Annotated in this window: 16 protein-coding genes; 9 read left to right on the top strand and 7 right to left on the bottom strand. The window is 63.0% G+C overall.

The genetic code is table 11. The annotated features are described in order from the left end of the window. Positions 1-15 precede the first annotated feature (15 nt). From SINAR_RS0112465 to SINAR_RS0112480, 4 genes are all read left to right on the top strand, one after another. Positions 16-2,550, top strand: a complete 2,535-nt coding sequence (locus SINAR_RS0112465) for a protein translocase subunit SecDF (RefSeq protein WP_027999409.1) — start codon at positions 16-18, stop codon at positions 2,548-2,550. A gap of 546 nt (positions 2,551-3,096) precedes the next feature. Then, on the top strand, positions 3,097-3,315 hold the full coding sequence (locus SINAR_RS0112470; protein WP_027999410.1) for a hypothetical protein: 219 nt from the start codon (positions 3,097-3,099) through the stop codon (positions 3,313-3,315). 259 nt (positions 3,316-3,574) lie between these two features. Beyond that, positions 3,575-4,036 (top strand): RrF2 family transcriptional regulator, encoded by a 462-nt coding sequence (locus tag SINAR_RS0112475; protein WP_027999411.1) that lies wholly within the window; start codon positions 3,575-3,577, stop codon positions 4,034-4,036. A gap of 221 nt (positions 4,037-4,257) precedes the next feature. Then, entirely contained in the window at positions 4,258-5,271 is a 1,014-nt protein-coding gene (locus SINAR_RS0112480; RefSeq protein WP_027999412.1) for a KpsF/GutQ family sugar-phosphate isomerase, read from the top strand. On the opposite strand, the gene SINAR_RS0112485 is transcribed toward SINAR_RS0112480, so the two are convergent. The 5 genes from SINAR_RS0112485 to SINAR_RS0112505 all read right to left on the bottom strand — a co-directional run bounded on the left by SINAR_RS0112485 (position 5,241) and on the right by SINAR_RS0112505 (position 18,117). Beyond that, entirely contained in the window at positions 5,241-6,566 is a 1,326-nt protein-coding gene (locus SINAR_RS0112485) for a capsule polysaccharide biogenesis protein (RefSeq protein ID WP_027999413.1), read from the bottom strand. The two genes, SINAR_RS0112480 and SINAR_RS0112485, sit on opposite strands and share 31 nt — an antisense overlap. A 25-nt stretch (positions 6,567-6,591) precedes the next feature. Continuing rightward, positions 6,592-8,208: an LTA synthase family protein gene (locus SINAR_RS0112490; RefSeq protein WP_027999414.1), complete on the bottom strand. Its 1,617-nt coding sequence runs from the start codon at positions 8,206-8,208 to the stop codon at positions 6,592-6,594. Positions 8,209-8,355: 147 nt separating this feature from the next. Continuing rightward, positions 8,356-9,159, bottom strand: a complete 804-nt coding sequence (locus SINAR_RS0112495) for an SDR family oxidoreductase (protein ID WP_027999415.1) — start codon at positions 9,157-9,159, stop codon at positions 8,356-8,358. A 37-nt stretch (positions 9,160-9,196) separates the two neighbouring features. Continuing rightward, positions 9,197-10,612 carry an aminotransferase class I/II-fold pyridoxal phosphate-dependent enzyme gene (locus tag SINAR_RS0112500; RefSeq protein ID WP_027999416.1) on the bottom strand — a complete coding sequence of 472 codons (1,416 nt, stop codon included), beginning with the start codon at positions 10,610-10,612 and terminating at the stop codon, positions 9,197-9,199. After that, on the bottom strand, positions 10,609-18,117 hold the full coding sequence (locus SINAR_RS0112505) for a type I polyketide synthase (protein WP_027999417.1): 7,509 nt from the start codon (positions 18,115-18,117) through the stop codon (positions 10,609-10,611). Before SINAR_RS0112505 ends, SINAR_RS0112500 begins: the two co-directional genes overlap by 4 nt. A 403-nt stretch (positions 18,118-18,520) precedes the next feature. Between SINAR_RS0112505 and SINAR_RS0112510 the strand changes: the two genes are divergently transcribed. Then, positions 18,521-19,708, top strand: a complete 1,188-nt coding sequence (locus SINAR_RS0112510; RefSeq protein WP_027999418.1) for a polysaccharide biosynthesis/export family protein — start codon at positions 18,521-18,523, stop codon at positions 19,706-19,708. On the opposite strand, the gene SINAR_RS1000000137175 is transcribed toward SINAR_RS0112510, so the two are convergent. Continuing rightward, on the bottom strand, positions 19,698-19,856 hold the full coding sequence (locus tag SINAR_RS1000000137175) for a hypothetical protein (protein WP_158500196.1): 159 nt from the start codon (positions 19,854-19,856) through the stop codon (positions 19,698-19,700). The genes SINAR_RS0112510 and SINAR_RS1000000137175 overlap by 11 nt on opposite strands. Positions 19,857-19,942: 86 nt before the next feature. On the opposite strand from SINAR_RS1000000137175, the gene pncA reads away from it, so the two are divergent. The 3 genes from pncA to SINAR_RS0112525 all read left to right on the top strand — a co-directional run bounded on the left by pncA (position 19,943) and on the right by SINAR_RS0112525 (position 22,310). Continuing rightward, positions 19,943-20,542, top strand: a complete 600-nt coding sequence (gene pncA / locus SINAR_RS0112515) for a bifunctional nicotinamidase/pyrazinamidase (RefSeq protein ID WP_027999419.1) — start codon at positions 19,943-19,945, stop codon at positions 20,540-20,542. Between the two features lie 115 nt (positions 20,543-20,657). Continuing rightward, positions 20,658-21,962, top strand: coding sequence for a nicotinate phosphoribosyltransferase (pncB, locus tag SINAR_RS0112520; RefSeq protein ID WP_027999420.1), 1,305 nt, complete (start codon positions 20,658-20,660; stop codon positions 21,960-21,962). 135 nt (positions 21,963-22,097) lie between these two features. Beyond that, entirely contained in the window at positions 22,098-22,310 is a 213-nt protein-coding gene (locus tag SINAR_RS0112525) for a hypothetical protein (RefSeq protein ID WP_027999421.1), read from the top strand. Positions 22,311-22,355: 45 nt separating this feature from the next. Here the strand turns inward: SINAR_RS0112525 and SINAR_RS1000000135300 are convergent, their stop codons facing one another. Beyond that, positions 22,356-22,499, bottom strand: coding sequence for a hypothetical protein (locus tag SINAR_RS1000000135300; RefSeq protein WP_167333596.1), 144 nt, complete (start codon positions 22,497-22,499; stop codon positions 22,356-22,358). Between the two features lie 335 nt (positions 22,500-22,834). Here SINAR_RS1000000135300 and SINAR_RS0112535 point away from each other — a divergent pair, with 335 nt between their 5' ends. Further along, positions 22,835-23,212, top strand: coding sequence for a hypothetical protein (locus SINAR_RS0112535; protein ID WP_027999422.1), 378 nt, complete (start codon positions 22,835-22,837; stop codon positions 23,210-23,212). The last annotated feature ends 36 nt before the right edge of the window (positions 23,213-23,248 follow it).

Consider the following 23,248-nt stretch of genomic DNA (forward strand, 5'->3'; position numbering starts at 1 on the left):
TTATGGAACTCCCACATGCGTACATCCAGATGGGCGATTCTCGCCTATGTCGCGATCATCATCTTCGGATGCCTTGCGGCACTGCCGAACGTTCTGACACCGGCCATGAGGCAGCAAGTCGCTTCCGTGCTCCCCTTCGAGCCGGTCACGCTCGGCCTCGATCTGAGGGGCGGTTCGCACCTCGTTCTCGAAGTGGACGGGGCGGGCCTGCAGAAGGCTCGACTCAACTCGCTTCTGGACGATACCCGCCGCGTCCTGCGCGGCGAGCGTGTCTCCGCCTCCTCGGCGCGCATCAGCGGCAACAGCGTGACGGTCAGCATTCCCGATGCGGCGGACCGGGACAAGGTTCTGCCGAAACTGCAGGAGCTGGCCACACCCGTGAGCACGGTGGGCTTCGCCGCCGGTGCTCCTGAGGTCGAGGTGACGACGGCCGGCGACGTCATCACCCTGGCCATGACCGAGGCGGGCCTTGCCGACCGCATGACCAAGGCGGTCGAGCAGAGCCTGGAAATCATCCGCAACCGCGTCGACCAGGTCGGCGTCGCCGAGCCGCTGATCCAGCGGATCGGTTCCAACCGCATTCTGGTCCAGCTTCCCGGCCTCCAGGATCCGACACGGCTGCGCGAACTTCTGGGTTCGACGGCGCAGATGAGCTTCCACATGCTCGATCAAAGCGTCGACGTGACCCAGCCGGCGCCACGTGGGGTCGACATCCTGCCCGGCGCCGATGACGGCAACCGCTATCCGGTCGAAAGCCGCGTCGCCATTTCCGGGGAGCGGCTCGACGACGCCAAGGTCGGCTTCGACCAGCGCACCAACCAGCCGGTTGTCGATTTCAGCTTCGACTCGCTCGGCGCACGCCAGTTTGCCGACATCACCCGTGAAAATGTCGGCCGACCCTTTGCGATCGTGCTCGACGGAAAGGTGCTGACGGCGCCGGTCATCAACGAGCCGATCCTCGGCGGCCGCGGCCAGATCAGCGGCAACTTCACAGTGGAGGAGGCAACGGTTCTTTCCGCACTCCTGCGCTCCGGCGCCCTGCCGGCGCCGCTGACGATCATCGAAGAGCGTTCGGTCGGCCCGAATCTGGGCAGCGACTCGATTCGCATGGGTCTTTATACCGGCCTCGTCGGTTTCGGCCTCGTCGTGGTCCTCATGGTCGTTCTCTACGGCAGCTGGGGTATGATCGCCAATGTCGGCCTGGTGCTGCACACGATCATGACGATCGGCGTCCTCGGCCTGATAGGCTCTACGCTGACCTTGCCCGGTATTGCCGGTATCATTCTCGGCATCGGCATGGCCGTGGACGCGAACATCCTGATCAATGCGCGTATCCGCGAGGAAACCGCAACGGGCGCCGGCGCGATGAAGGCGCTGGATGTCGGCTTCAACAAGGCCTACGCCACGATCATCGACTCCAACGTCACGACGCTCACCGGCACGATCCTCCTGTTCTGGCTCGGCAGCGGTCCGGTTCGGGGCTTCGCCGTCACCATGATGCTCGGCATCGCCATCTCGATGTTCACGTCGGTCACGGTCGTGCGCCTGCTGATGCGCGAGGTCGTCGTACGCCGCAAGATGAAGAAGCTGGAAATCCCGTCGCTTTTCGGCCAGGTGCCGGCACTGCCCACCTTCTCCTTCATGAAGCGCCGCTTCCTGGCCATCGGCTTCTCGGCTTTCCTGTCGATCAGCTCTGTCATCCTGTTCTTCACGCCGGGCCTCAATTACGGCATCGATTTCATCGGCGGGATCCAGGTCGAGGCGGTTTCGAAGGAAAAGATCGATCTTGCGACGCTGCGCCGCAGCCTCGGGGAGCTCAATCTCGGCGAGGTGACGCTGCAGGACTTCGGCGGCGGTCAGTCGGTGCTGGTCCGCGTGCAGCGGCAGCCGGGCGGTGAGCAGGAACAGACAGCGGCGCTGAACAGGGTCAAGGACGCGGTGGTGGCTGCCATCCCCGGCGCCAGCATGGAGCGGACCGAGGTCGTCGGTCCGACGGTGAGCGGCGAACTGGCGCGATCCGGCTTTCTTGCCGTCGGGCTCGCCATGGTGGCGATCCTGCTCTACATCTGGTTCCGCTTCGAATGGCACTTCGCCGTCGGCGCGATCGCCGTGCTGTTGCTCGACATCACCAAGACCGTCGGCTTCTTTGCGCTTACGGGCATCGACTTCAACCTGACCGCAATCGCGGCGCTGCTGACGATGATCGGCTATTCGGTAAACGATAAGGTGGTGGTCTACGATCGCATGCGCGAGAACCTGCGCAGATACAAGTCGATGCCGTTCTCGGATCTGATCGATATGAGCATCAACCAGGTGATCGCGCGATGCATCTTCACCTCGGTTGCGACGGCGCTTTCGCTGGTGCCGATGGCGATCTGGGGCGGCGAGGCGGTGCGGAGCTTCGCCTGGCCGATGATCTTCGGCGTCATCGTCGCAACGACCTCGTCCATCTATATCGGCGGCCCGATCCTGCTGTTCCTGAGCCGCTGGTGGAAGGAGCGGGAAGCCGCTCGTTCCGCCGCGCAGCAGGCGGAAACGCCGACGGTCTGACGGGCTTAGCGCCGTTGACGGGTCCGGGCGGAAAAACCGCCCGCACCTCTCTCATCCCGCCGTGGTGATCGCGGCAAGGGGCAGCCTCTAGAACGGCTGCCCCTTTTTCGTCGGAAAATCCTGCCTATATCCGACCTGTCCCTTGCACGGCGATTCGACGCTACCTAGATAGCGAGATAGCGACGGGCAGGCGAACGGATTTGTCGCCGGGGCAGCCGCGAAACGAAATGAGAGAATTATTTTTCGCAGGGCCGTTTCTGCAGTTGACCGAATTGGTAGATTATTCTAGTTTGCCATCGCGCGATGCGGAGGATTCCGCTTCGATTTGTTCATGAACGCTTGGCGCCTTGCGCCGGGCCAGCCAAAGGAGAGTGACATGTTCGGAATCTCGACCGCCGCTTTCTGCGGCTCACGTTCCCATTGTCGTGCAACGGTTAAAGGTCTCCTTCGCCAACTTCGGCGAATGTGACCGTTCAAACTCACCGAATTATCCATTGCCGAGAATTGAATTGTCCGCGCCCGTGGGTGCGGAGGAGCGTTATTTACATGAGCAAGCAAGTAATCGAATATGACGGCGAGGCCGTCGGGGTGGTCGTACCGGACGAAGACCGTTTGAAGTTCCTCGCCGTCAAGTATCACGTCTGGGACCTGGACGCGCAGCGCTTCCGTTCCGTCGATGAAGCACGCGCGGCCATTGGCCGGCTTCTTTCCGCCCAAGGCGGGCGCAATCTTGTCAATCGGCCGCCAGGGATCGCGGCGGCGTGACTTGCAGCCGGAAGCCGGACCGTACCAAGCAAAATACTCCTTAGTGCGCGTCAGTGTTTCGTTGAAACCACGACGCGCGCTAAGCCCTCTGAGCCACGCACTTCCGGACGGAAGACCGCTGCGGGTCCTCGGTGGCCGTTTCTCCCCCGGTGCGCCGACTATACTTGTGTGTTGGTAGTGCATTCTTGTGCTATGCAATGACAAGGTTGTATCCGAGGGCGGTTCCGGCACTCTGCGGAACCGGGGAGAATTGGCTCGCATGCTGACGAAGAAGGGAAAATACGGACTGAAGGCGCTGGTCGACCTGGCACGGCTCGCGCCCGGCCAGACCGCCTTCATCACCGAGATCGCCCAGCGCAATAATATTCCGAAAAAATTTCTCGATACTATCCTCCTGGAACTGCGCAACGCTGGTGTCCTGCGCTCGAAGAAGGGTCCCGGCGGCGGCTATTCCCTGTCGAGACCGGCGTCCGAGATCCGCATCGGTCACGTCATAAGGACGCTCGATGGCCCGCTGGCGCCGATACGTTGCGCCAGCCGCACGGCCTACGAGGTTTGCGAGGACTGCAGCGATCCGGAGACCTGCCGGGTGCGCATCTCGATGATATCGGTGCGTGACGCGATGTCGTCCATCCTCGATTCGATGACGCTCGCCGAGTTCGCGGCCGCCGGAGTCTTGCCTCCGGAGACCTCCGTGGAAAAGCGGGTCGGCCGAGCATGACGGTTCGAAAAGTCGCCCGTTTGGCATAAATGGCCGCCGAAAAGGGCTTGGTTTGTCGAAAAAAAGAGCCTATCTGGCGTTTATCTTTGCTGCGGCCCGCTATGGGGGCCGCTTTTTCGCTGGAGCGTTTCAGTGTTTCATCGGAGCATTGAGGCGCTCTCTTTGAAACCACGCACCACGGAAAACCGCTACACGTTTTCCCGGAAGTGCTCTTGGGGGCGATGATGAACCTGATACACGCGACGGCGGATGCGCATGCCGGTGGCACGGTGCTGGAGTCGATCGGCAGGACACTGACGACGGCGACGAACGGCATCAAGGCCCTTGCCGACCATCTGACGAGCGACGAAGCCTTTGCGGGCGCCCTCGTGGATGCGGTCGAACTGATGGGCGACGGCGACGGCCGCGTCGTGGTTTCCGGTGTCGGCAAGAGCGGGCATATCGGCCGCAAGATTGCAGCCACGCTCGCTTCCACCGGCACCTCCGCCTATTTCGTCCATCCGACCGAAGCCAGTCACGGCGACCTCGGCATGATCACCGCTCAGGATGCACTGGTGCTGCTATCCTGGTCGGGCGAAACGGCGGAACTCGCCAACATGCTGACCTACGCCAAGCGCTTCAAGGTGCCGATCATCTCGATCTCGTCGAACCGGGAGAGCACGCTCGCGCGCAATTCCGAGATCGCACTCGTGCTGCCGAAGGTGCCGGAGGCCTGCCCGCACGGCCTGGCGCCGACAACCTCGGCCATGCTGCAGCTCGCCGTCGGCGATGCTCTGGCGATCGCGCTGCTGGAACGCCGGGGCTTCTCGGCCGAGGATTTCAAGACCTTCCACCCCGGCGGCAAGCTTGGCGCGCAGCTGCGCCTGGTCCAGGAGCTGGCGCATGGCACCGGACAGATGCCGTTGCTCTCCGTCGGCCGCCCGATGAGCGAGGCCGTCATCGAGATGTCGGCCAAAGGCTTCGGCGTCGTCGGCATAACGGATGAAAGCGGCAAGCTGATCGGCGTCATCACCGATGGCGACCTGCGCCGCCACATGGGCGGGGATCTCCTCGTGCAGCCGGTTGAAGAGGTGATGTCGCGCAGTCCGAGGGTGATCAAGGGCGACGTTCTTGCCAGCGCCGCAATGGAATTCATGCAGGAACACAAGGTAACCGTGCTGTTCCTCGTCGACGGCACGGGCGTGCCGGTCGGCATTTTGCACATTCACGATCTGCTGCGCGCCGGCGTCGCCTGATCTTTTGTAATTTTCACCGGTTTTCGGCGGGGCGGCGGGTCGACGAAGCCACCCGGTTCATTGACGTCGTTGCGGTGCAGCCGTTGCGCGATTGCCTTGGCGGCGGCGGCGGTCCCTGCACGGGAATAGAAGTTGCCGCGCAGCTGGATCGTAGCGGCCATCAACCTGAATACGGCCGCACTGATGTCCCGGTCCGGGGGCTCGGGCGCCGTCCAGAACCGGTCGAGCGGCTGCTGGTCCGTAAATCCGGCGATGTCGAAGACTGCCGCGCCCAGGACTTTCACGGGCTTGCCCTGCTTCAGAGCATGCAGCCCGGCGGTCGAATTGACCGTCACCACCCCGCAACTGTTCTCCGCCAGAAGATCGAGATTGCCGCCGTCGAGACACGCGACCCTGTCGCCGATGCCGAGCGAGGCGGCTTTGTCCGCGACGATCTTGCGCCAGGGGATCAGGCTGTTGTCGAGCGGATGCACCTTGACGGCGAGCCTGGCTGCGGCCGGCGCATGGCGCGCAAAGGAGAGGAGGATGACGTCGATCGCTTCCCGCTGGCTGCTGAAGGGTGAATGCGCGCGCAACTGATAGTCCGTTTCAAGCTGAAGCGGATAGACGAAGTACGGCGCACCTTCCGTCGACAGCGAGCGGATCAGCGCATCCGCCTTGCGCTGCTCACCTTTGCTGACGGCCAGCCGTCTCAGCCAGCCGGCATATTCGGCGAGCGGATGAAAGATCCCGTGGCGGCGGTAGCCGGGAAAGAGGAAGCAGAGGAAAACGTTCGGCAGGTTGTAGAGAAGGTCGTATGCCGCTTCGGCAAAAAAGGTCTGCCGGTAGCGCCGTCGCCAATCGGGCTCGGGAAGTCCCGTCGCCGCATGAATGATTTGCCCGGCGTCGGCCGGAAAATGAGAGTTGGACGACATGCCGTTGCGCTCGAGCGTCAGCCAGTCCGGCCTGAGGTATCCCATTTCGACCACGAAGACGCGGATACCGGCTTTGTGCGCGGCGGCCGCGGCGACCCGGTGGTAAGGGCGCTCTTCGCCGAGCAGGACGAGATCGGTGACGGCGTAGCGGCGAATGAAGGCGTCCAGATAGGCCGGCCACCGCGCGAACGAGCCACGATAGTTATGCCCGCCCCGGCGCTGCCAGAAGATCTGGTCGCCGGCATTGAGGTTGATGCGCAGGCAGCAATGACCCAGAGCTTCGAGATGCCCGGCGATTTTGCCGAAGAGCGGCGACGCAGGTCCCTGCAGGAACAGGAAGGTCCTCGGCGGCGCGGGATCGATCGTCATATCTGCCGTCATGGGTGCGGATTCCGGGAAGACGCTGCTATTGCAGCGCGTCCTTGTGCAGATTGGCGTGCTTCAGCATGGACCCCAGCAGGTTCCAGGGATCCTCGTCCTTCGCTGTCTTCGGGCTATGAGCCGCAGCGCGGGCCTTGGCGAGCGGCACGATGAAATAATCCGAGCGGGGATCCGGAAAGGGATCCGCGAAAGATTTCAGAAGGGGTGCGTGGTCGCCGTAGAAGACGAGCCAAACGGGCCGGTCGAGCCTGTTGAGTCCGTCGATCAACTGCTTCAGCGCAGCGTCCGACTGCTCCAGGATCGCCAGGTAGATATCGACCGGGTTGGTGAGCGTTCCGACACGTCCTGGTTCCCAGGGACCGTGATTGGCCATCGACGCGACGAAGAAAAAGCCGCTCTCCTCTTCAGGCAGCTTCTCGATCTCGGTAAGCACCCGCGCCGCCAGCGTCGCGTCGGAGACGTAGAGGCCGTCCCGCTCCGGCTTGTGGTCGAAGGCGTCGAGCATCGTAAGCTTCTCGAAGCCGAGGAGGGGCATCGCCTTGTGCCTCAGGAAGAACGTCCGGTCGTATGGATGGATGAAATGCGTACGCCAGCCGGCGCGCTTCAGCTTTCCCGGCCAGACGACATCGGCATAGTGTGCGGCGCGGAGATAGGGGTAGCTCGCATCGACGTGGATGTCGTCCGGCTCGAGACCGCTGAGAACGGCGAACTCGGTGCGCAGCGTGTAGCCGCCCTCGAAGACATTGCTCAGGCGGCCCCATTGCACCGCCTGCTTGCGCAGCCGGTCGATCGTTGGAAGCTTGATCGAATCGACGCCGAAATGCCGCATGTCGATGAAGGACTCCGACTGCCATACGACGATCAGCGGAGCCTCCTCGTGGCCGATAAGGTCGTGTACCGCGGCGCGCAGCATTCCCGACAGTTCGGCGACGATCTTCTCGCGCTTCACGCCGAGCCAGATGACGAAGTGGAAAACGACGGAAGCGAAGGTACCGAAACGCACCGTGTTCATCTTCACCTTGATCGCCTTCACCAGTCTCTGCACGACAGCAGCCGTCGGGCGGTTCACGGGCCCGTAGAACAGCAGGCCCCAGGGCCCGGCCGCGATCCCGATCATGACAAGAACCCAGAAGAGCCTGCTTCTTTCGGGCAGGATCGCGGGCTCGAAATACATGTAGAGTCCCGATACACCGAACACGTACAGGAAGGCGACGAGCCAGAAGACGATGTTCAGCGAGGTCGCATAGAAGATGGTCTTGTACTTGAAGACATCCGCAACCAGGGCAATATCGGAAAAGACCAGCGGCTCGCGGATGAATTTGAACTTCGCGCGGGATATGCCGGTGAAGATGATGAAGAAACTCATCGTGCCGGCGGCGGCATAGAGGGGCCGCCAGGAGATCGCGAAAAAGCCGGCGAAGACGAGCGCGATAACCGGCAGCCTGGCGAGATGGTCGATCCTGTCCTGACGGCGCCCGTATTTCGGTGCGTTTTTCCTGCGCTCGCGCGCCGGCAGCGCGAAACGATCCGTGTAGAAGATCACCCCGCAGGACAGCAGGTAGCACCCGAGGGTCAAGGCTATCGGATAGTCGTGCAGGTGGAAGGGAATGAGCGTCAAGCCGGTACCTTTAAGCCATTTCACCGCCGTCGCCGCCTCGGCAGAAGGCCTAGTCTCGACACTTAAAGCCTAATATTGGCTGGCACAAGCATCGCCGGGGACGCCTCGAACACCATCCACCGGATCAACCCGGTTCAGAGCGATTCCGGGAGAGACGCGACACGCCTTGCCTCATCCCGCTCTGTTGCGCGCAATGGCCCGATCGAACCACCAATCGATCAGTGGCCTGACCGCCGGCCCGAAGCGGCCAAGCAGATACAAGGTCGCGCCGAAGTAAATCTCGAAGCGTCGCCGGTCGATGCCCTTGACGATCTTGCGCGCAACCGCCTCGGCCGTCCACGGCCGGACCGTTCCCATGACGACGCGAGCTTCCTTTGGCCGCGCGGCAAGTTCTCTCTTGAACTGCGGCGTTTCCGTATCGGGCGGAAAGCAGATCGAAATGCCGACATTGTTGGCCCGCGCTTCGCTGCGCAGCGCCTGGGCGAAGCCGTTGAGCGCGAACTTCGAGGCGCAATAGGCGGTGTAGCCGTAGATACCGATCAGGCCGGCACCCGAGGAGACCATCAGAATATGGCCGCTGCGCCGCCTCTTCATGTCCGGATAAACAGCCCGCACGGCATGTACCGTGCCCGAAAAGTTCGTGTCGATCTGGCGATGGAAGGCCGCGCCTTGGAGCGCCTCGAAGGGCCCCGGTTCGACGATGCCTGCCGAGGTCACGAGAATGTCGCAGGGTCCGAACGCATCCACACAACGGAAGATCGCGGCCTTTATCTCCTCTTCCCTGGAGACATCGGCGGCCTCTGTGCGGATCGCGCCCGCCGCAACGCCGTGTTCCGCCATCAGCTTCTGCGCCGCCTGTTCCAGGACATCGCGGGACCGGGCGACAAGCGAGAGCTTCGCCCCGCGGGACGCATAAGCGGAGGCGACTGCGAGGCCTATTCCGCTGGAGGCGCCGGTGATGATCACATGTGTCATGGACTAACCGTTGACGGGCCGCTTGCGACGTTCGTGGTCAGCGCGCCGAGAGCGCACTGAGCATCTTCTCGATATCGACGCCGCCGAGGCCGAAATTCCGGTCGGTAAGGTCCTTGAGGCGTTCGGCCGTCAATGCGACCGTACGGCGGATCTGTTCCTCGGTGTGGTCGCAGGTGATAAAGAAGCGCAAGCGCGCCAGCCCTTCCGGCACCGCCGGATGGATGATCGGCAGCACGTTGACGCCGGCCGCGAGCAGATCGTTCGAAAGCTGGACGGCGCGCAGCGAATCCCCGACGATAACAGGCACGACCGAGAAGCCGCCGCTTAGCCCCGTGTCGAGGCCGGCCTCCCCGGCAAGCTTCAGGAACAGGCTGCCGTTGCGTCTCAGCGCCGCCGTGCGTTCCGGCTCGCTTGCCAGGATGTCGAGGCTGGCGACCGCGGACGCGGCAAGTACGGGCGCCAGGCCGACGCTGTAGACGAAGCCGCCGGCCGAGGCCTTGAGGACGGCCGCCAGCGCCGCGTTTCCCGCTATGTACCCGCCGCAGCTCGACGTCGTCTTCGACAATGTTCCCATCCAGATGTCGACCTCGTGCGGATCGACGCCGAAATGTTCGGCGAGACCCCGGCCGTGCCGGCCCAGGACACCCAGCGAATGTGCCTCGTCGACCATCAGCCAGAAGCCGTATTCGGCCCTGAGCTTCAGAAGCGCCGGCAGATTGGCGATGTCGCCGTCCATCGAATAGATGCCTTCGACGATCACCAGGATGCGCCGATAATCGCCGGCGACGGTGCGCAGGACGTGCTCGAGATCCGCGGTGTCGTTGTGCTTGAAGAAGCGGCGTGCCGCGCCCGAGAGCTTGATGCCTGCGAGCGCGCTGTTGTGAATGAATTCGTCGTGGATGACGAGATCCTTCGGTCCCATCAGGCAGCTTATGGCGGCGACATTCGTCAGGTAGCCGCTTACGAAGCAGACGGCGGCATCGACGCCGTAGAATTGCGCGATCTTCTCTTCGAGCTCCACATGCTGCGGCCGCTCGCCGGCAACGAGGCGGCTCGCCGAGGCGGAAATACCGAAGCTGGTGATCGTGTCGTGGGCGCGATCGAGGACGTGAGCATGCCGGTTGAGCCCGAGATAATCGTAGGAGGCGAAGTTGATCAGCTTGCGGCCATCGATCATCGTCGTCGCACCCGCTGCCGTTTGATGGGGCCGGTAGAACGGGTTGGCGATGCCGAGCTGCTCGCTGGCGATCTTCTGGGTCAGGACCTGCTTGTATTCGGGCAGGTCCTCGAAGCGCGCCTGCTGGCGACGCGGAGCAGCCGGCAGCTCCCGCTCCGAGCGCGCCATCCGGTTGCGCTCGGAGGATTGATGCGTGTTCCGCATCCTGTCCAGCAGGCTCTCCTTGAGACTGCTGTTCATCTTCGGGAAGGTCTGGCCGTTTCCGTCGCTGCTCATTGGCTCAGTGCTTTTTCCTTGGCCGCTCCGACATGGCGCTGCGTGAGTTCCGTAACCAGCTTGTCATCGCCGGCGTCTCCCTCGCTGCTCTGGTCGCGCTTACTGACCTTTTCATGCAGCTTGCGAGCGATGTCGCCGACAGTCGTGTTGTCGGCGACGCCGCTCAAAGGCATGTCGAAGCCGGTGCTCTGCTGGAAACTCATGCCGAGTTCCACGGCCATAAGACTGTCGAGGCCGATCTCCTTCAAGATCTTTCCGCGGGTGACCGTATCTTTCGACACGCGGAGAATGGCGGCGATCTCGCCCGCCACCAGATCGAAAAGGATGTCTTCGGCCTCCTGGGGCGACTTGCCCTCGATCATGGCGACGAGGTCCATCTGTGCGCCCTCGGCGCCGGCCACGTGCTGATCGGCGCTGCGCAGGATGACCTCGAAAAGTGCATTGCGGACGACCGGCAGATTGCGCGCAGCCGCCCAGTCGATCTCCGAAATCATCACGACGGCAGCGTCGACCGTGCCCGGATCCGCGGCGATGTGGCTTTCGACCATGTCGAGCGCCACCTGAGCCTTCAACGCGGTTTTGCCGATGCGCTTGGCGAGCAGGTCGTTGACGTCGGCGTTCTGCGTCAGATAGCCGGCATCGGCAATCGCACCGAAGCCGATTGCCAGCCCTGCCAGTCCCTCTCGCCGCCGCGCGCGTGCAAGGCCTTCGAGATAGCCGTTGGCGGCGACATAATTCGCCTGGCCGGGATTGCCGACCAGAGTCGTCGCGGAGGAGAACAGGATGAAGTTGTCGAGTTCGTCGTAGCGGGTGAGGCGATCGAGGATTGCCGCGCCCTTGGCTTTCGTCTCTATAACAGGCCGGTTGCGCTCGCGGTTGAGGTTGCTGATCAGCGCATCGTCGAGCACCATCGCCGCGTGAACCACGGAGCGAAGCGGCGCCTCCGCACGCAATTCCGCCAGAAGCGCCTCCACGGCTGCGGGATCGGTGATGTCGCAGGCGTGAACGGATGTCGAAACGCCTCCGCCCTGCCAGCGTTCGATCATCGCGCTCGTTTCCGCATCCGGCAGCCCGCGGCGGGAGCAGAGCGCGATGCGGCGGGCGCCTTTGTCGACGAGCCAGCTGGCGGCGACGAGGCCGAAGCCGCCGATGCCGCCGACCACCAGATGGACGCCGTCCGGATCTACCTTGATGCCCTTCACGGGCTTCGCCGTCACCTCGTGCCTGCCCGCGACGGGCGGCAGCACGACGATCTTGCCGATGTGCCCGGCATTCTGCATCAGCCGGAAGGCGTTCCCGATTTCGTCGAAATCGAAGGCCCGATAGGGAAGCGGCGTAAGCTTACCTTCCTCGAACAACGCTCCGATCTCGGTGAAGATGCGCCTGGTCAGATCCGGAGCATTCACCAGCAACTGGTCGGCGTCGATGCCGAAATAGCTGACATTGCGACGGAACGGCCTGAGCCCGATCTTGCTGTCGGCATAGTAGTCGCGCTTGCCGAGCTCCAGGAACCTGCCGAAGGGTTTCACGAGCGAGAGGCTCTGCTCCATCGCCTCGGCGAAGAGCGAGTTGAGCACGAGGTCCACGCCTTCCCCGCCCGTGACCGAACGGACATCTTCGACGAATCCGAGCGAGCGCGAATCGAAGACATGATCGGCGCCGAGCATCGTCAGGAAGCGCCGCTTTTCGCGCGTTCCCGCCGTGGCGATGACCTTGGCGCCCTTGAGCTTTGCGACTTGGAGCGCGGCAAGGCCGACGCCCCCGGCTGCACCGTGGATCAGGATCGTCTCTCCGGCCTGAACGCGACCGAGCTCGACGATGGCGTAATAGGCGGTGAGGAAGGCGACCGGCAAGGTGGCGGCGGCCACCGGGTTCATTGCTCGCGGCAGCTTCGCGATGCCGGCGCGCGCGACCACCGCATGGGTCGAGAAGGCGGAGGAGGCGATCGCCATGACCGCATCGCCGACGGTGAGGTCGTCCACCCCTTCGCCGACCGCGACCACATGGCCCGAGAGCTCCATCCCGATGGTGGCTCCGGCAAAGCCGTCCTCGAGCGCCTCTTCGGGCAGCAGGCCCATGGCCCACATCACGTCGCGGAAATTGAGGCCGGTCGCGGCAACGGAAACGACGACTTCGCCCGGTGCCGGTTCCGGCACGCTGGTCTCTTCCCAGGCGATGCTTGCGACCTGCGAGCTGACGCGCTGGCGAATGGTCGCTGCCACGAAGGCGCTGGTCTTCCCGTCAGCCTTGTTCGTTGCGCCGGGGACGGCCCGAAGCTCCGAAAGCAGACCCGTCTTCCGGTCGAGCAGCCATTCCCGGTTCTGCCCCGAAACAGTCAGCAGGGGAAGCGCCGAAGCAAGCATATCCTTGCGGCCGATGTCCGCATCGCCGGCAAGATCGAGCATGTGAATGTCGATGAATTCATATTCGTTCTGAAGAACGCGGGCGAAGGCCCACAGTCCGGCATTTAGCCCGGAGCTGTCCGATGCCGAGCACGGAGCGCCCCCGGGGGCCGCGAGCACCAGGCGTGGCCGGTCATCGCCGACGGGTTCGATGCCGCCGAGATGCTGCTTCAAGGCCTCGGCAAAGGCGCTGAGCGCCAGCACGCGTGTCTGCAGCAGCGCGGAAGCGTCGTCGCCGGCGCGGCCCGCCTCAGACAGGAAGACCGCCCGCAACGACTTTTCGCCCATGGCCGCGAAAGTTTCGCGAAGCGTCGCCATGTCTGCGGCAATGTCGCCTGTCACACGGACGGTGAAGGCACCCCGTCCGCCGGCCGCGATCGGTTTCTGGGCGGCGGCAGTCTCGATCAGCAGATATTGTGTCGCGGTCGCGCCCGGCTCGACTCCTATGCTTGCCGCCGCCGTGCCGCGCGCTTCGATCAGGATGGTGCTGCCATGCGGGCATTCGCGATCCGTCACGACCACGTCGCCCAGGTCGAGATCTGCGAGGCACTTCTGCCAATGCGGTACGGCCGCGACCCTGCCGATCGGGAACTCCGCCGTCTGACTGCGCTCGAACCACCCGCCCGAGAGACCCAAGGCGAAGTCGGCGAAGATCGACGGCGCGCTGACGGCCGCGACGAGGCCGCTTCCGGCGGGCATGGAGCGAAGGGCGGTCCGGACGCCGCCCTCCTCTTCGATCAGCTGGTAGAGGCTATCCGATGCGCTGACGGCGAGGTCGAACGGTCCGACATCGGCGAATTCGCTCTTCTTCAGAACGCGCACATGCGCGTCCTCCTCGAAGGCGATCTCCAGATTCCGCTGTGCGTTGTCCCGCGGCTCGAAAATGGAAAGTGCCGCACCATTGCGCGCCGCGAGATCGGCGAGCCTGCGGCTGAAACCGGCAGAAACGCTGCCGAGTTCGATGAGCCGCAGGCGGGCGCCTGCCGGCTGCGCCGCGAGAACGCTTTCAACCGTATGAAGCACCTGGTCCATGCGCGACCGGCTCGCCGCGGAATGCACGGCCTGATGGTCCAGCGTCGCTTCGCTGATGAAACACGTATTGAACGAGGCCGCGTCGTCGCCTGCACGCACCGGCCCAAGCAGCGCGTCGAGACGGCTGAGTGCTTCCGCATAGGCGTTGTTGATGAGCACCGCTTCGACCGCACGATCGGGGCGGTCGCCATAGAGTTCGCCAAGGATCTCCGGCACGGTCGGAAGCGTGAACTCCCGTGCGACCTTCCAGGTGCCGTTCTGGTGCTCGCAGAGCCCCGCATCCTCGAGCGTCAGCAGGCAACTTGTCAGGAAGCACTGGAAAGCGAAGTCCCCGGGCAGCGCGTCGCTTCGCACTGTGGCCGTCCCCTTGCCGAGCCTCAGCGCAATTTCCTGGCAGGCGCGGTAGATGGCGGCGTTGAAGAGCAGCGTCGCGTTGTCGACGCCGCCGCCATCGACAGGCTCGACCAGTTTCGCAGGCATAGCTGCCGCAACCTTGATGCCTGGCATGACCGCGTTGGAAAGCACTGCCTCATAGTGGAAGGAGAGGCCTTCGAGCGTCTTGTGCTTGCGCAGATAGGTACGGCGGAAGCGGCAGTCCTCGAAGTGTGCGACGGCAATGCCGGCCGCGTCGAAGAAATGGAATCGTGCCTTGATCGAGTTGGCGCTTACCCGCTCGATCTGGATCGTCGCCCGGGCGATCGGCCGACCGGCGTTGACGACGCGTACCGAGCCGAAGCGAACGGGAATGTAGGGCGCGCCGCCTTTGTCGCCGGTGAAGCGGTCGAACAGTGCGACCAGGCCGTGGAAGGTCGCGTCGACCGAGATCGGATGAAGGGCGTAGGTCACGTGGGGATGCCCCGACGCCTGCGGGCGCATCAGCTCGACGTCGATGAGCCGGTCTCCATAGGCCACGGCTTTGGAGAGAAGCTGGAAATGCGGCCCATAATCCAGTCCGAAGTGCTTCGCCGTTTCATAGGCCCTGGCCGCCGTCACGGTGGCCGTCTTGGCCAGACCTTTGAAGGTCGGACAGTCGGTGCTCGTCGCCGGTACGGGTTTTCGGCTTCGTGCGACGGCATGCACCGTCCAATCGTCCTCCGACAGACGCTCGCGCGAACGGATCTCGATGTCGCCGGTCTCCGGCGACAGGATGGTCGAGAGTTCCATGATACGGCTGTCGCTGAGTTCGAGCGGGCGGACGATCTCCAGATTGGTGATCTCGACCTCTTCGCTGCCGTGATGTTGCTGCGCGGCGGAAACGGCGATCTCGATGAAGCCGCTGCCCGGGAGGATGGCCTTGCCGTCGACCACGTGTTCGGCGAGATCAGGAAAAAGATGCGCGTCGATGTGGTTTTTCCAGCTTCCCGCATTGGGGTCGCCGCGCCAGCCGTTGAGACGGTATGGTTTTGCGGAACGTCCGAAGAGATCCGTTGCGTCAGTCGTGGCTGCCGGCCGCAGTTCTACCGGTTCGAAGGGTAATGCGGGCAGTTGGATGAATGCGTCCCGTTTGCCGTAAACGCGCGCTCGGTCGACGGCGGCACCGTGGGCGACTGCCCGCGCCATCGATGCCGAGATCGGGTCGTGGCCGTTCTGACCGGCATCGCGCAGCAAAGTCGGAATCACCGATGCCGGCACGGCCGCCTGCTTGATCATCTCCTTGAGGTATGATCCGAGGATCGGACGCGGCGAGATCTCGATGAACAGCCTGCAGCCGAGATCGAGGGCGGCCTCGGCAGCGGCCTGGAAACGTACGGGCTCGCGAACGTTCTTCCACCAGTAGTCGGGATCGAGAGCAGTCCCGTCGAGCGCGGCACCGGTGACGGTCGACAGATAGGCGAGTTCCGTCCGGCGGGGGGCGATATCGGGGATGTCGGAGAGAAACGCTTCTTTCGCCCGATCGATGATCGGATGATGGAACGGATAATTGATGTCGAGGATCTGGACCGGGATTTTCGCCTTGCGGGCGGCGTCGCGGAACGCCGAAACCTCGTCTGCCGGGCCGGAAATCGTCACCGAATTATGCGCGTTGATGGCGGCGACGCAGACGTGGTCGAGCCCCCGCTCCGTCGCGAAGGACTTGGCGGCCTCCTCGCCGAGCATCACGGCGGCCATCGTGCCCTGGCCGGCCAGAAGATCCTGGTGCAGCGATCGTTTGGCGACGATCGACACGGCATCAACCAGCGACAGCGCCCCTGCCGCATAGGCAGCTGCGATCTCGCCGACCGAATGACCGAAAACAGCAGCCGGCTGGATGCCCATCGCCACGAGCGAGTCGGAAAGCGCGGCCTGGATCGCGAAAAGCATCGGTTGGGCGATCTTCGTGTCCGCGAGCTTCCTGTCGAGTCCAGGGTCGGTCAACAGATCGGTGAGAACGATATCCGAATGGAACCTGAAAAGGGCGCTCACCGAGGTGAACGACTGGCGGAAGTGCAGATTCTCGCGGAACGCCTCGACACCCATGCCCGCCCATTGCGAGCCGTTGCCGGAAAAGACGAAGGCGACCTTTGCGTCTTTCGCCGCCGCTTCGCCGATCTCACCAATATCGGAGCCGGGCTTTTCCAGGTGGTTGGCAATCGCGCGGACGATATCTTCGGGATGATCGCTGCGTGCCGCGAACCGATGGCGCATATGCGTCCGGTTGGCGCCGGAGGCGGCGACGATCGCGCGCGTCTCTTCCTTTGTCGCGCTCGCAAAGGCGGCCTTATAGTCTCTGAGCAGGTTTTCGAGACTCGACGCGGTATGGGCGCTTGCCAGGAACACATGGCCCGCCGGCGAGGTCGCGGCCTTTTCCGCCTGTGCCGGATCCGGATCGCTGATGACGACATGGGCATTGGCGCCGCCGAAGCCGAAGGAATTGATGCCGGCGAGCCGCGCCCGCTTGCCCTTCAGAAGCTCGATCGGATTGGCCGTCACACGGACATTGAGCCCGTCGAAGTCGATCTGCTCGTTCGGCGTCTCGAAATGCAGCGAGGCCGGCAGATAGTTGTTCTCCAGGGCCAGAACCGCTTTCATCATCCCGAACAGGCCGGAGGCCGGCTCGGTATGGCCGATATTGGACTTTATCGAGCCGATCGGCACCGGAGCCCGGCGCTTCGCGCCGATCACCGTGCCGATGGACCACACCTCGGCCGGGTCGCCGACCTTCGTGCCGGTACCATGGCCTTCCACGAAGGCAACCTGGTTCGCGTCGATGCCGTTGCCCTCGTAGATCATCCTCAGCAGATTGGCCTGCGCCTCGCGGGAGGGCAGCGAGATGCCGTTGGTGCGACCGGCCGAGTTGACGCCGGATGCGACTATCCGGGCATAGCTCCGGTCGCGTTCGCGCTGCGCCCGGTCGGTGCGGCGCAGGACGAAGACGACGCCGCCTTCAGCGCGCACATAGCCGGCGCCGTCATTGTCATAGGCGCGGCAGAGCCCTTCGGGCGAGAGCATGCGCGCCTGGGCGAAGCCGACGAAGGGGAGCGGGTGGGCGAGGATATTGACGCCGCCGACGATGGCCGTGTCGATTTCGCCGGCGCTCAGCGCCCGCATCGCTTGATCGAGGGCCACAAGCGAAGAGGAACAGGCAGTGTCGACTGTCATGCTCGGACCGCTCAGGCCGAACACGTGGGAAATACGGTTGGAGACGATCGACAGCGTATTGCCCGTCATGAAGTAGGGCCCGGCGGAAGCCGGATCATCGACCGTCAGATTGGCGTGGTCGAGGCTGGAGGCGCCGACATAGACGCCGACATTCTCACCGTGCAGCGAGGCCACGGAAATATTGGCGTCCTCGAGCGCTCGCCAGGCGAGCTGCAACAGAACCCGCTGCTGAGGGTCCATATACATGGCCTCGCGCTGCGACATCCCGAAAACGGCGGGATCGAAATCGTAGATCTGGTCGAGGACTCCGGCCGCAAACGAATAGGTCTTGCCCGGCGTGCCCATGACCGGATGCCAGAATCGCGCAAGGTCCCAGCGGTCCGAAGGGACGCGGGTCACGGTGCACTTGCCCTGACGAAGGATTTTGAACAGCGCCTGCGGAGATTTCGCTCCCGGGGCAAGGCATGCACGCCCTATGATTTCAACCGTCATGTAAGATCGAACGCTCTGAACTGCCGTTAAAATTGTCTTAGCCCATTGCAAGATCTAACGTAAATTGCAATCGGCGACATTCCTGCTCTTTAGGTATCCCCGGGTTTATCCCCCGCGCTGTATTAGTGAGCTTTTAACTCATAGTGCCTAGCTTTCAACCCCGAAGGGCTAGATATACGTCTCCTGCGATCCATCCAATACAATTACGGCGACGGTTCGTAACCAATATCGAGGCGGTATGGCCGGAAGAGCGCAGTCTCGATTATTTTGCCGGCCGTCGCGGCGAGGTGGCTTGTTGTGGGACGGCCTTTGTGCTTTTCAGGGACCGGCGGATTCCCTGCCGGGAAAATGCGGCGCAGATATCTGTATGGAATCATTGCTGTGCCGAACACGGAGTGTCGTAGTGAAACGAGTGACTGCCCTTCTGCTTTGTACCGCGCTTGCGGGATGCCAGGCCGTGCCGGGCGAGGGACCCTTGACAACCGATATCGTGTCCGATGCCGGCCAGTCCGGCTCGGAGATCGGCAGAAGGAACGCGACGGTTTTTGATATTGTCGACGTCGATGGCCAGTCGGCGCGGCTCGTTTCCGAATATGTTTCCACAACCCTCAGCCGCCGCTTCGGCATCGGCGGCGGCGTCGGCCAGGTAGTCATCGGCATTGGCGACCAGCTGAAGGTGACGATCTTCGAGGCGGGCAGTGACGGACTGTTTTCCACAACCGAATCGAAGCAGACGAGCATAGATCTCGTCGTTCAGCCCGATGGCAAGGCGGCAATCCCCTATGTCGGGTCGGTCCGCTTTGCCGGCCTGACGCTCGAGCAGGCGCGCCAGGCGATCCTCGATGCATTGAAGCAGAAGGCCGTCGAGCCGGACGTGATCGTGACGTCGACCTCGACCGCGTCGCGCATCGTTACGGTCTCCGGTGCCGTCGGCCGTCCTTCGGTCGTGCCGCTCAATCTCGTCAGCGAGACGATCAACGAGGTCATCGCCAAGGCGGGCGGCCCCTCGGCGCAGCCCTACGAAACCTACGTGACGCTCGTGCGCGGCAAGAAGACCGGCACGGTCCTGCTGAAATCGATCGTCGAGAGCCCCTCGGAAAACATTCATGTGAAGCCGGGTGACCAGATATTCGTGACGCGCGATCCGCGCACCTTCACGATCCTCGGACAGGTCCGGGCAAATCAGCGCGTCGAATTCGGCGCCAACGACCTCAACCTGCTCGAAGCCGTGGCGCTCGGAGGCGGCGGTTCGGATCGGACGGTGGATGCCAAGGGCTACTTCGTCTTCCGCTACGAGGAGCCGGACATCGTCATGAGCCTGCTTGGGCAGGAGCGTTTTCACAAGATGCTGAGCAAGGGCATGAAAGCCGACCGCGTCGGCCGCTACCCGATCGTCTACCGTTTCGACATGACGAAACCGGACAGCCTCATCGTCGGCCAGACCTTCCCCGTCAAGAATCGCGACGTCATCTATGCCTCGCGCCATCCCTCGGTCGACATCACCAAGTTCCTGGATTTCGTCGCACGGCCCATCGGTATCGTGAATTCGGGCGTGAACATCGCCGACAATCTCGACGATTTCAACAACTGACCTTGCCCGCCGCCGGCACCGGCGCGAACCGGTGCGGCGCGGCCGCCGCTGAACGTTTTCGGCCGGCATGCATTAACATCTTATAATCAATCACCTTTATAAGGTTCGCCCGTTCGTCCGCGAGATTCCGGTCACGAGCGTCGAACATGCTTGCCGCCATGCGCGTTCTATGGTTGATCTGGATTAAATCGATTTGTGATGGCCGGTGCGGCGCGGCCGGACTGCGAGGATGCAATGGCTGACGACGCCCTGATCGTTATCGATATGCAGAACGACTTCTGCCCGGGCGGCGCTCTCCCCGTGGAGGGCGGCGATGAGATCGTGCCAGCCGTCAATCGGCTCGTCGAAGCGTCGCGGCACGTCATCATGACGCAGGACTGGCACCCGGCCGGCCATTCGAGTTTCGCCTCCACCCATCCGGGCAAGGCGCCGTTTCAGACCGTGACGATGCCTTACGGCGAACAGACGCTCTGGCCCGAGCATTGCGTCCAGGGGAGCGCAGGCGCGGATTTTCATCCGTCCCTGCGATGGACCTCGGCGGAACTCGTCATACGCAAGGGCTTCCGTCGCGAGATCGACAGTTATTCCGCCTTTTTCGAAAACGACCACCGGACCCCGACCGGGCTTGCCGGCTACCTGCGCGAGCGCGGCCTATCGAGGGTAACGCTTTGCGGCCTTGCCACCGATTTCTGCGTTGCCTTCTCGGCACTCGATGCGATCGCTCAGGGCTTTTCGACGTCGGTGGTGCTCGACGCCTGCCGCGGCATCGATCTGAATGGCTCGCTTGCCGCCATGATCCGGCGCATGCGCGATGCCGGCGTCCAGCTGATCTGACCGCCCCTGAGCGGGGATGCGCGGAACCGGCCGCATCTCCGCTCCGATTACGATATCGACCACGATCGCCTCGCTCCGGAGCGGGGCACGATCGTCCAAGAGGAGCCTGTTGCAGATGCCAAAGACCGATATCGCGCGGCGGGTCTATAACCATACCTGGAAACTCGATCCGATCATCCGCAGCCTGCTTGATACGGATTTCTACAAGCTTTTGATGCTGCAGATGATTTGGCAGCTCTATCCGGACGTGGACGCGACCTTTTCGCTGATCAACCGCACGAAGACGGTGCGCCTTGCCGACGAGATCGACGAGCAGGAACTGCGCGACCAGCTCGACCACGCGCGCGGCCTGCGCTTCACCAAGAAGGAAATGATATGGCTCGCGGGTAACAGCTTCTATGGCCGCACGCAGATCTTCTCGCCGGAATTCCTCGCCTGGCTCGCAAAATTCCGTCTGCCGGAATACGAGTTGTCGCGTCGTGACGGCCAGTTCGAACTGACGTTTCGCGGCCGCTGGGCCGAGACGACGATGTGGGAAATTCCCGCGCTTGCGATTATCAACGAGCTGCGTTCGCGCGCGGCCATGAAAGGGCTCGGCCCCTTCACGCTGGACGTCCTCTATGCCCGCGCCAAGGCCAAGATGTGGTCGAAGGTCGAGCAGTTGCGGGAGCATCCAAACCTGCGCATCTCCGACTTCGGCACGCGCCGGCGGCACAGCTTCCTGTGGCAGCGCTGGTGCGTCGAGGCGCTCAAGGAAGGCATCGGCTCCTCCTTCACCGGCTCGAGCAACGTATTGCTGGCCATGGACAACGACCTGGAGGCGGTCGGCACCAATGCGCACGAACTGCCGATGGTGGCCGCGGCGCTTGCCCGCAACGACCGCGAGCTTGCGGCCGCGCCCTACAAGGTTCTGCAGGACTGGAACCAGCTCTATGGCGGCAACCTCCTGATCGTACTCCCGGACGCGTTCGGGACGGCCGCGTTCCTCAGGGATGCGCCCGACTGGGTGGCGGACTGGACCGGCTTCCGGCCGGACAGCGCCCCGCCGATCGAGGGGGGCGAGAAGATCATCGCCTGGTGGAAGAAGATGGGCCGGGACCCGCGGGAGAAACTTCTGATCTTCTCCGACGGCCTCGACGTCGACACGATCATCAAGACCTACTGCCATTTCGAAGGGCGCGTGCGCATGAGCTTCGGCTGGGGAACCAACCTCACCAATGACTTCGCCGGCTGCGCCCCGACGGAAATCAACGGCCTCAACCCGATCTCCATCGTATGCAAGGTCAGTGAGGCCAATGGCCGCCCGGCCGTCAAGCTCTCGGACAACCCGCGCAAGGCGACGGGAGATCCCGCAGAGGTCGAGCGCTATCTGAAGTTTTTCGGCAGCGAGGATTTCGTGGAGCAGTCCGTACGGGTGTGACGACGGAAAAAACCTGGCGACTGCGGCTTCGAGTCCTCTCAATCATATGACTTATTGCGGTACCTCACTATTTCCTTGAATTTCCCCCCGATTGCCGCATGATGAGGAGGTTGAGGTACACCTTGGGAGGGGTTCGTGCGTCAGGCCTATTCTCCGGATGACGTGGACGTCATGCGCGGAGCGCTCGATATCTGGTGCGCTCTGCACAATGTCGGCAGGGATGGCGCGGAGGCCAACAGGGCCGCCAAGCGCATTCTCGACCTGATGGACAGGAAAAGGTACTCCTGCGACGAGCTTCTGGCTCAGTTGGGGGATTTCGGCCCGGAACAGCGTCGTCGCGTTTCCTGACGGAGATCCTCGGGCGATCTTTGCACGCCTGACAAGGCGGCCTCTTCATCGTGGAATTGATGAGGTGATTTCGTGCGACACGGCGGCCGCATTCGGCCGATAGCTGGACAGCGCAAAATGCAGGATGCCGCTGACTGTGATGGACAGGGCGAGAACCGCGACGGTGACGCCGAGACCCGATTTGATCATGTCCATTCTCTCCGACCTGTTGCTTGTTTGCGCGCTTGAAAGAGCGCGCAATAGAGTTATTCCTGTGACGCCGGCCGGACTGTTCCCCGAGGAACGGAGAATATGGTTAACAATTCCCTGACCGTGGCGGGCGTGCCACGGCACCTGAGACTCTCAATTTTTTCTCTTCCCCGAAATTTTTCCGATTGACCTTACCATCGTTGTAAGCCCTAGAACTCGGAATCGGGTTGCAACGGCGAAATTTGCCCGTTGTAGTCGCGCCACACGCCGAGGCGCCTTGCGTATCGGCGTGTGCTGAAGATTGACAATTTCGGGCCTGGTGATAGGCATTGAACATGGGCATGCTGCGAATCACGACGCAAAAGCTGTTGATTCTGTTCCGCCTGGTGATTTTCGTATCACTGGCGGTATATGCATTGCCGAGTTCCTCCGCAGCCATGCACGACGGCTGGTCAAAGTCTGAAATCGCGCAGTCGAGCGACCACTACGATATGGCGAGCGGCGTGCATTCGCACGGCGATCAGGACTCGTCTGCCGACGTCGATCAGAAGCCGGCGAAGCAGCAATGCTGCAAAGACTTTTGTGCCGGCATGGCGATTCTAGCGGCGAACGACGCCATTGGCGGACCCCGCGTGTCCCCCGTCCGGGAATTCGTCGACGACGCCCGGACGACGGGCGAAATGCCGCTGCTGCATCGGCCCCCAAGCGCCTGAATAGGATGCACCCGTCCGATTGACGGGTCGAACGCG

It is taken from the genome of Sinorhizobium arboris LMG 14919, assembly GCF_000427465.1.
GTDB lineage: Bacteria > Pseudomonadota > Alphaproteobacteria > Rhizobiales > Rhizobiaceae > Sinorhizobium > Sinorhizobium arboris.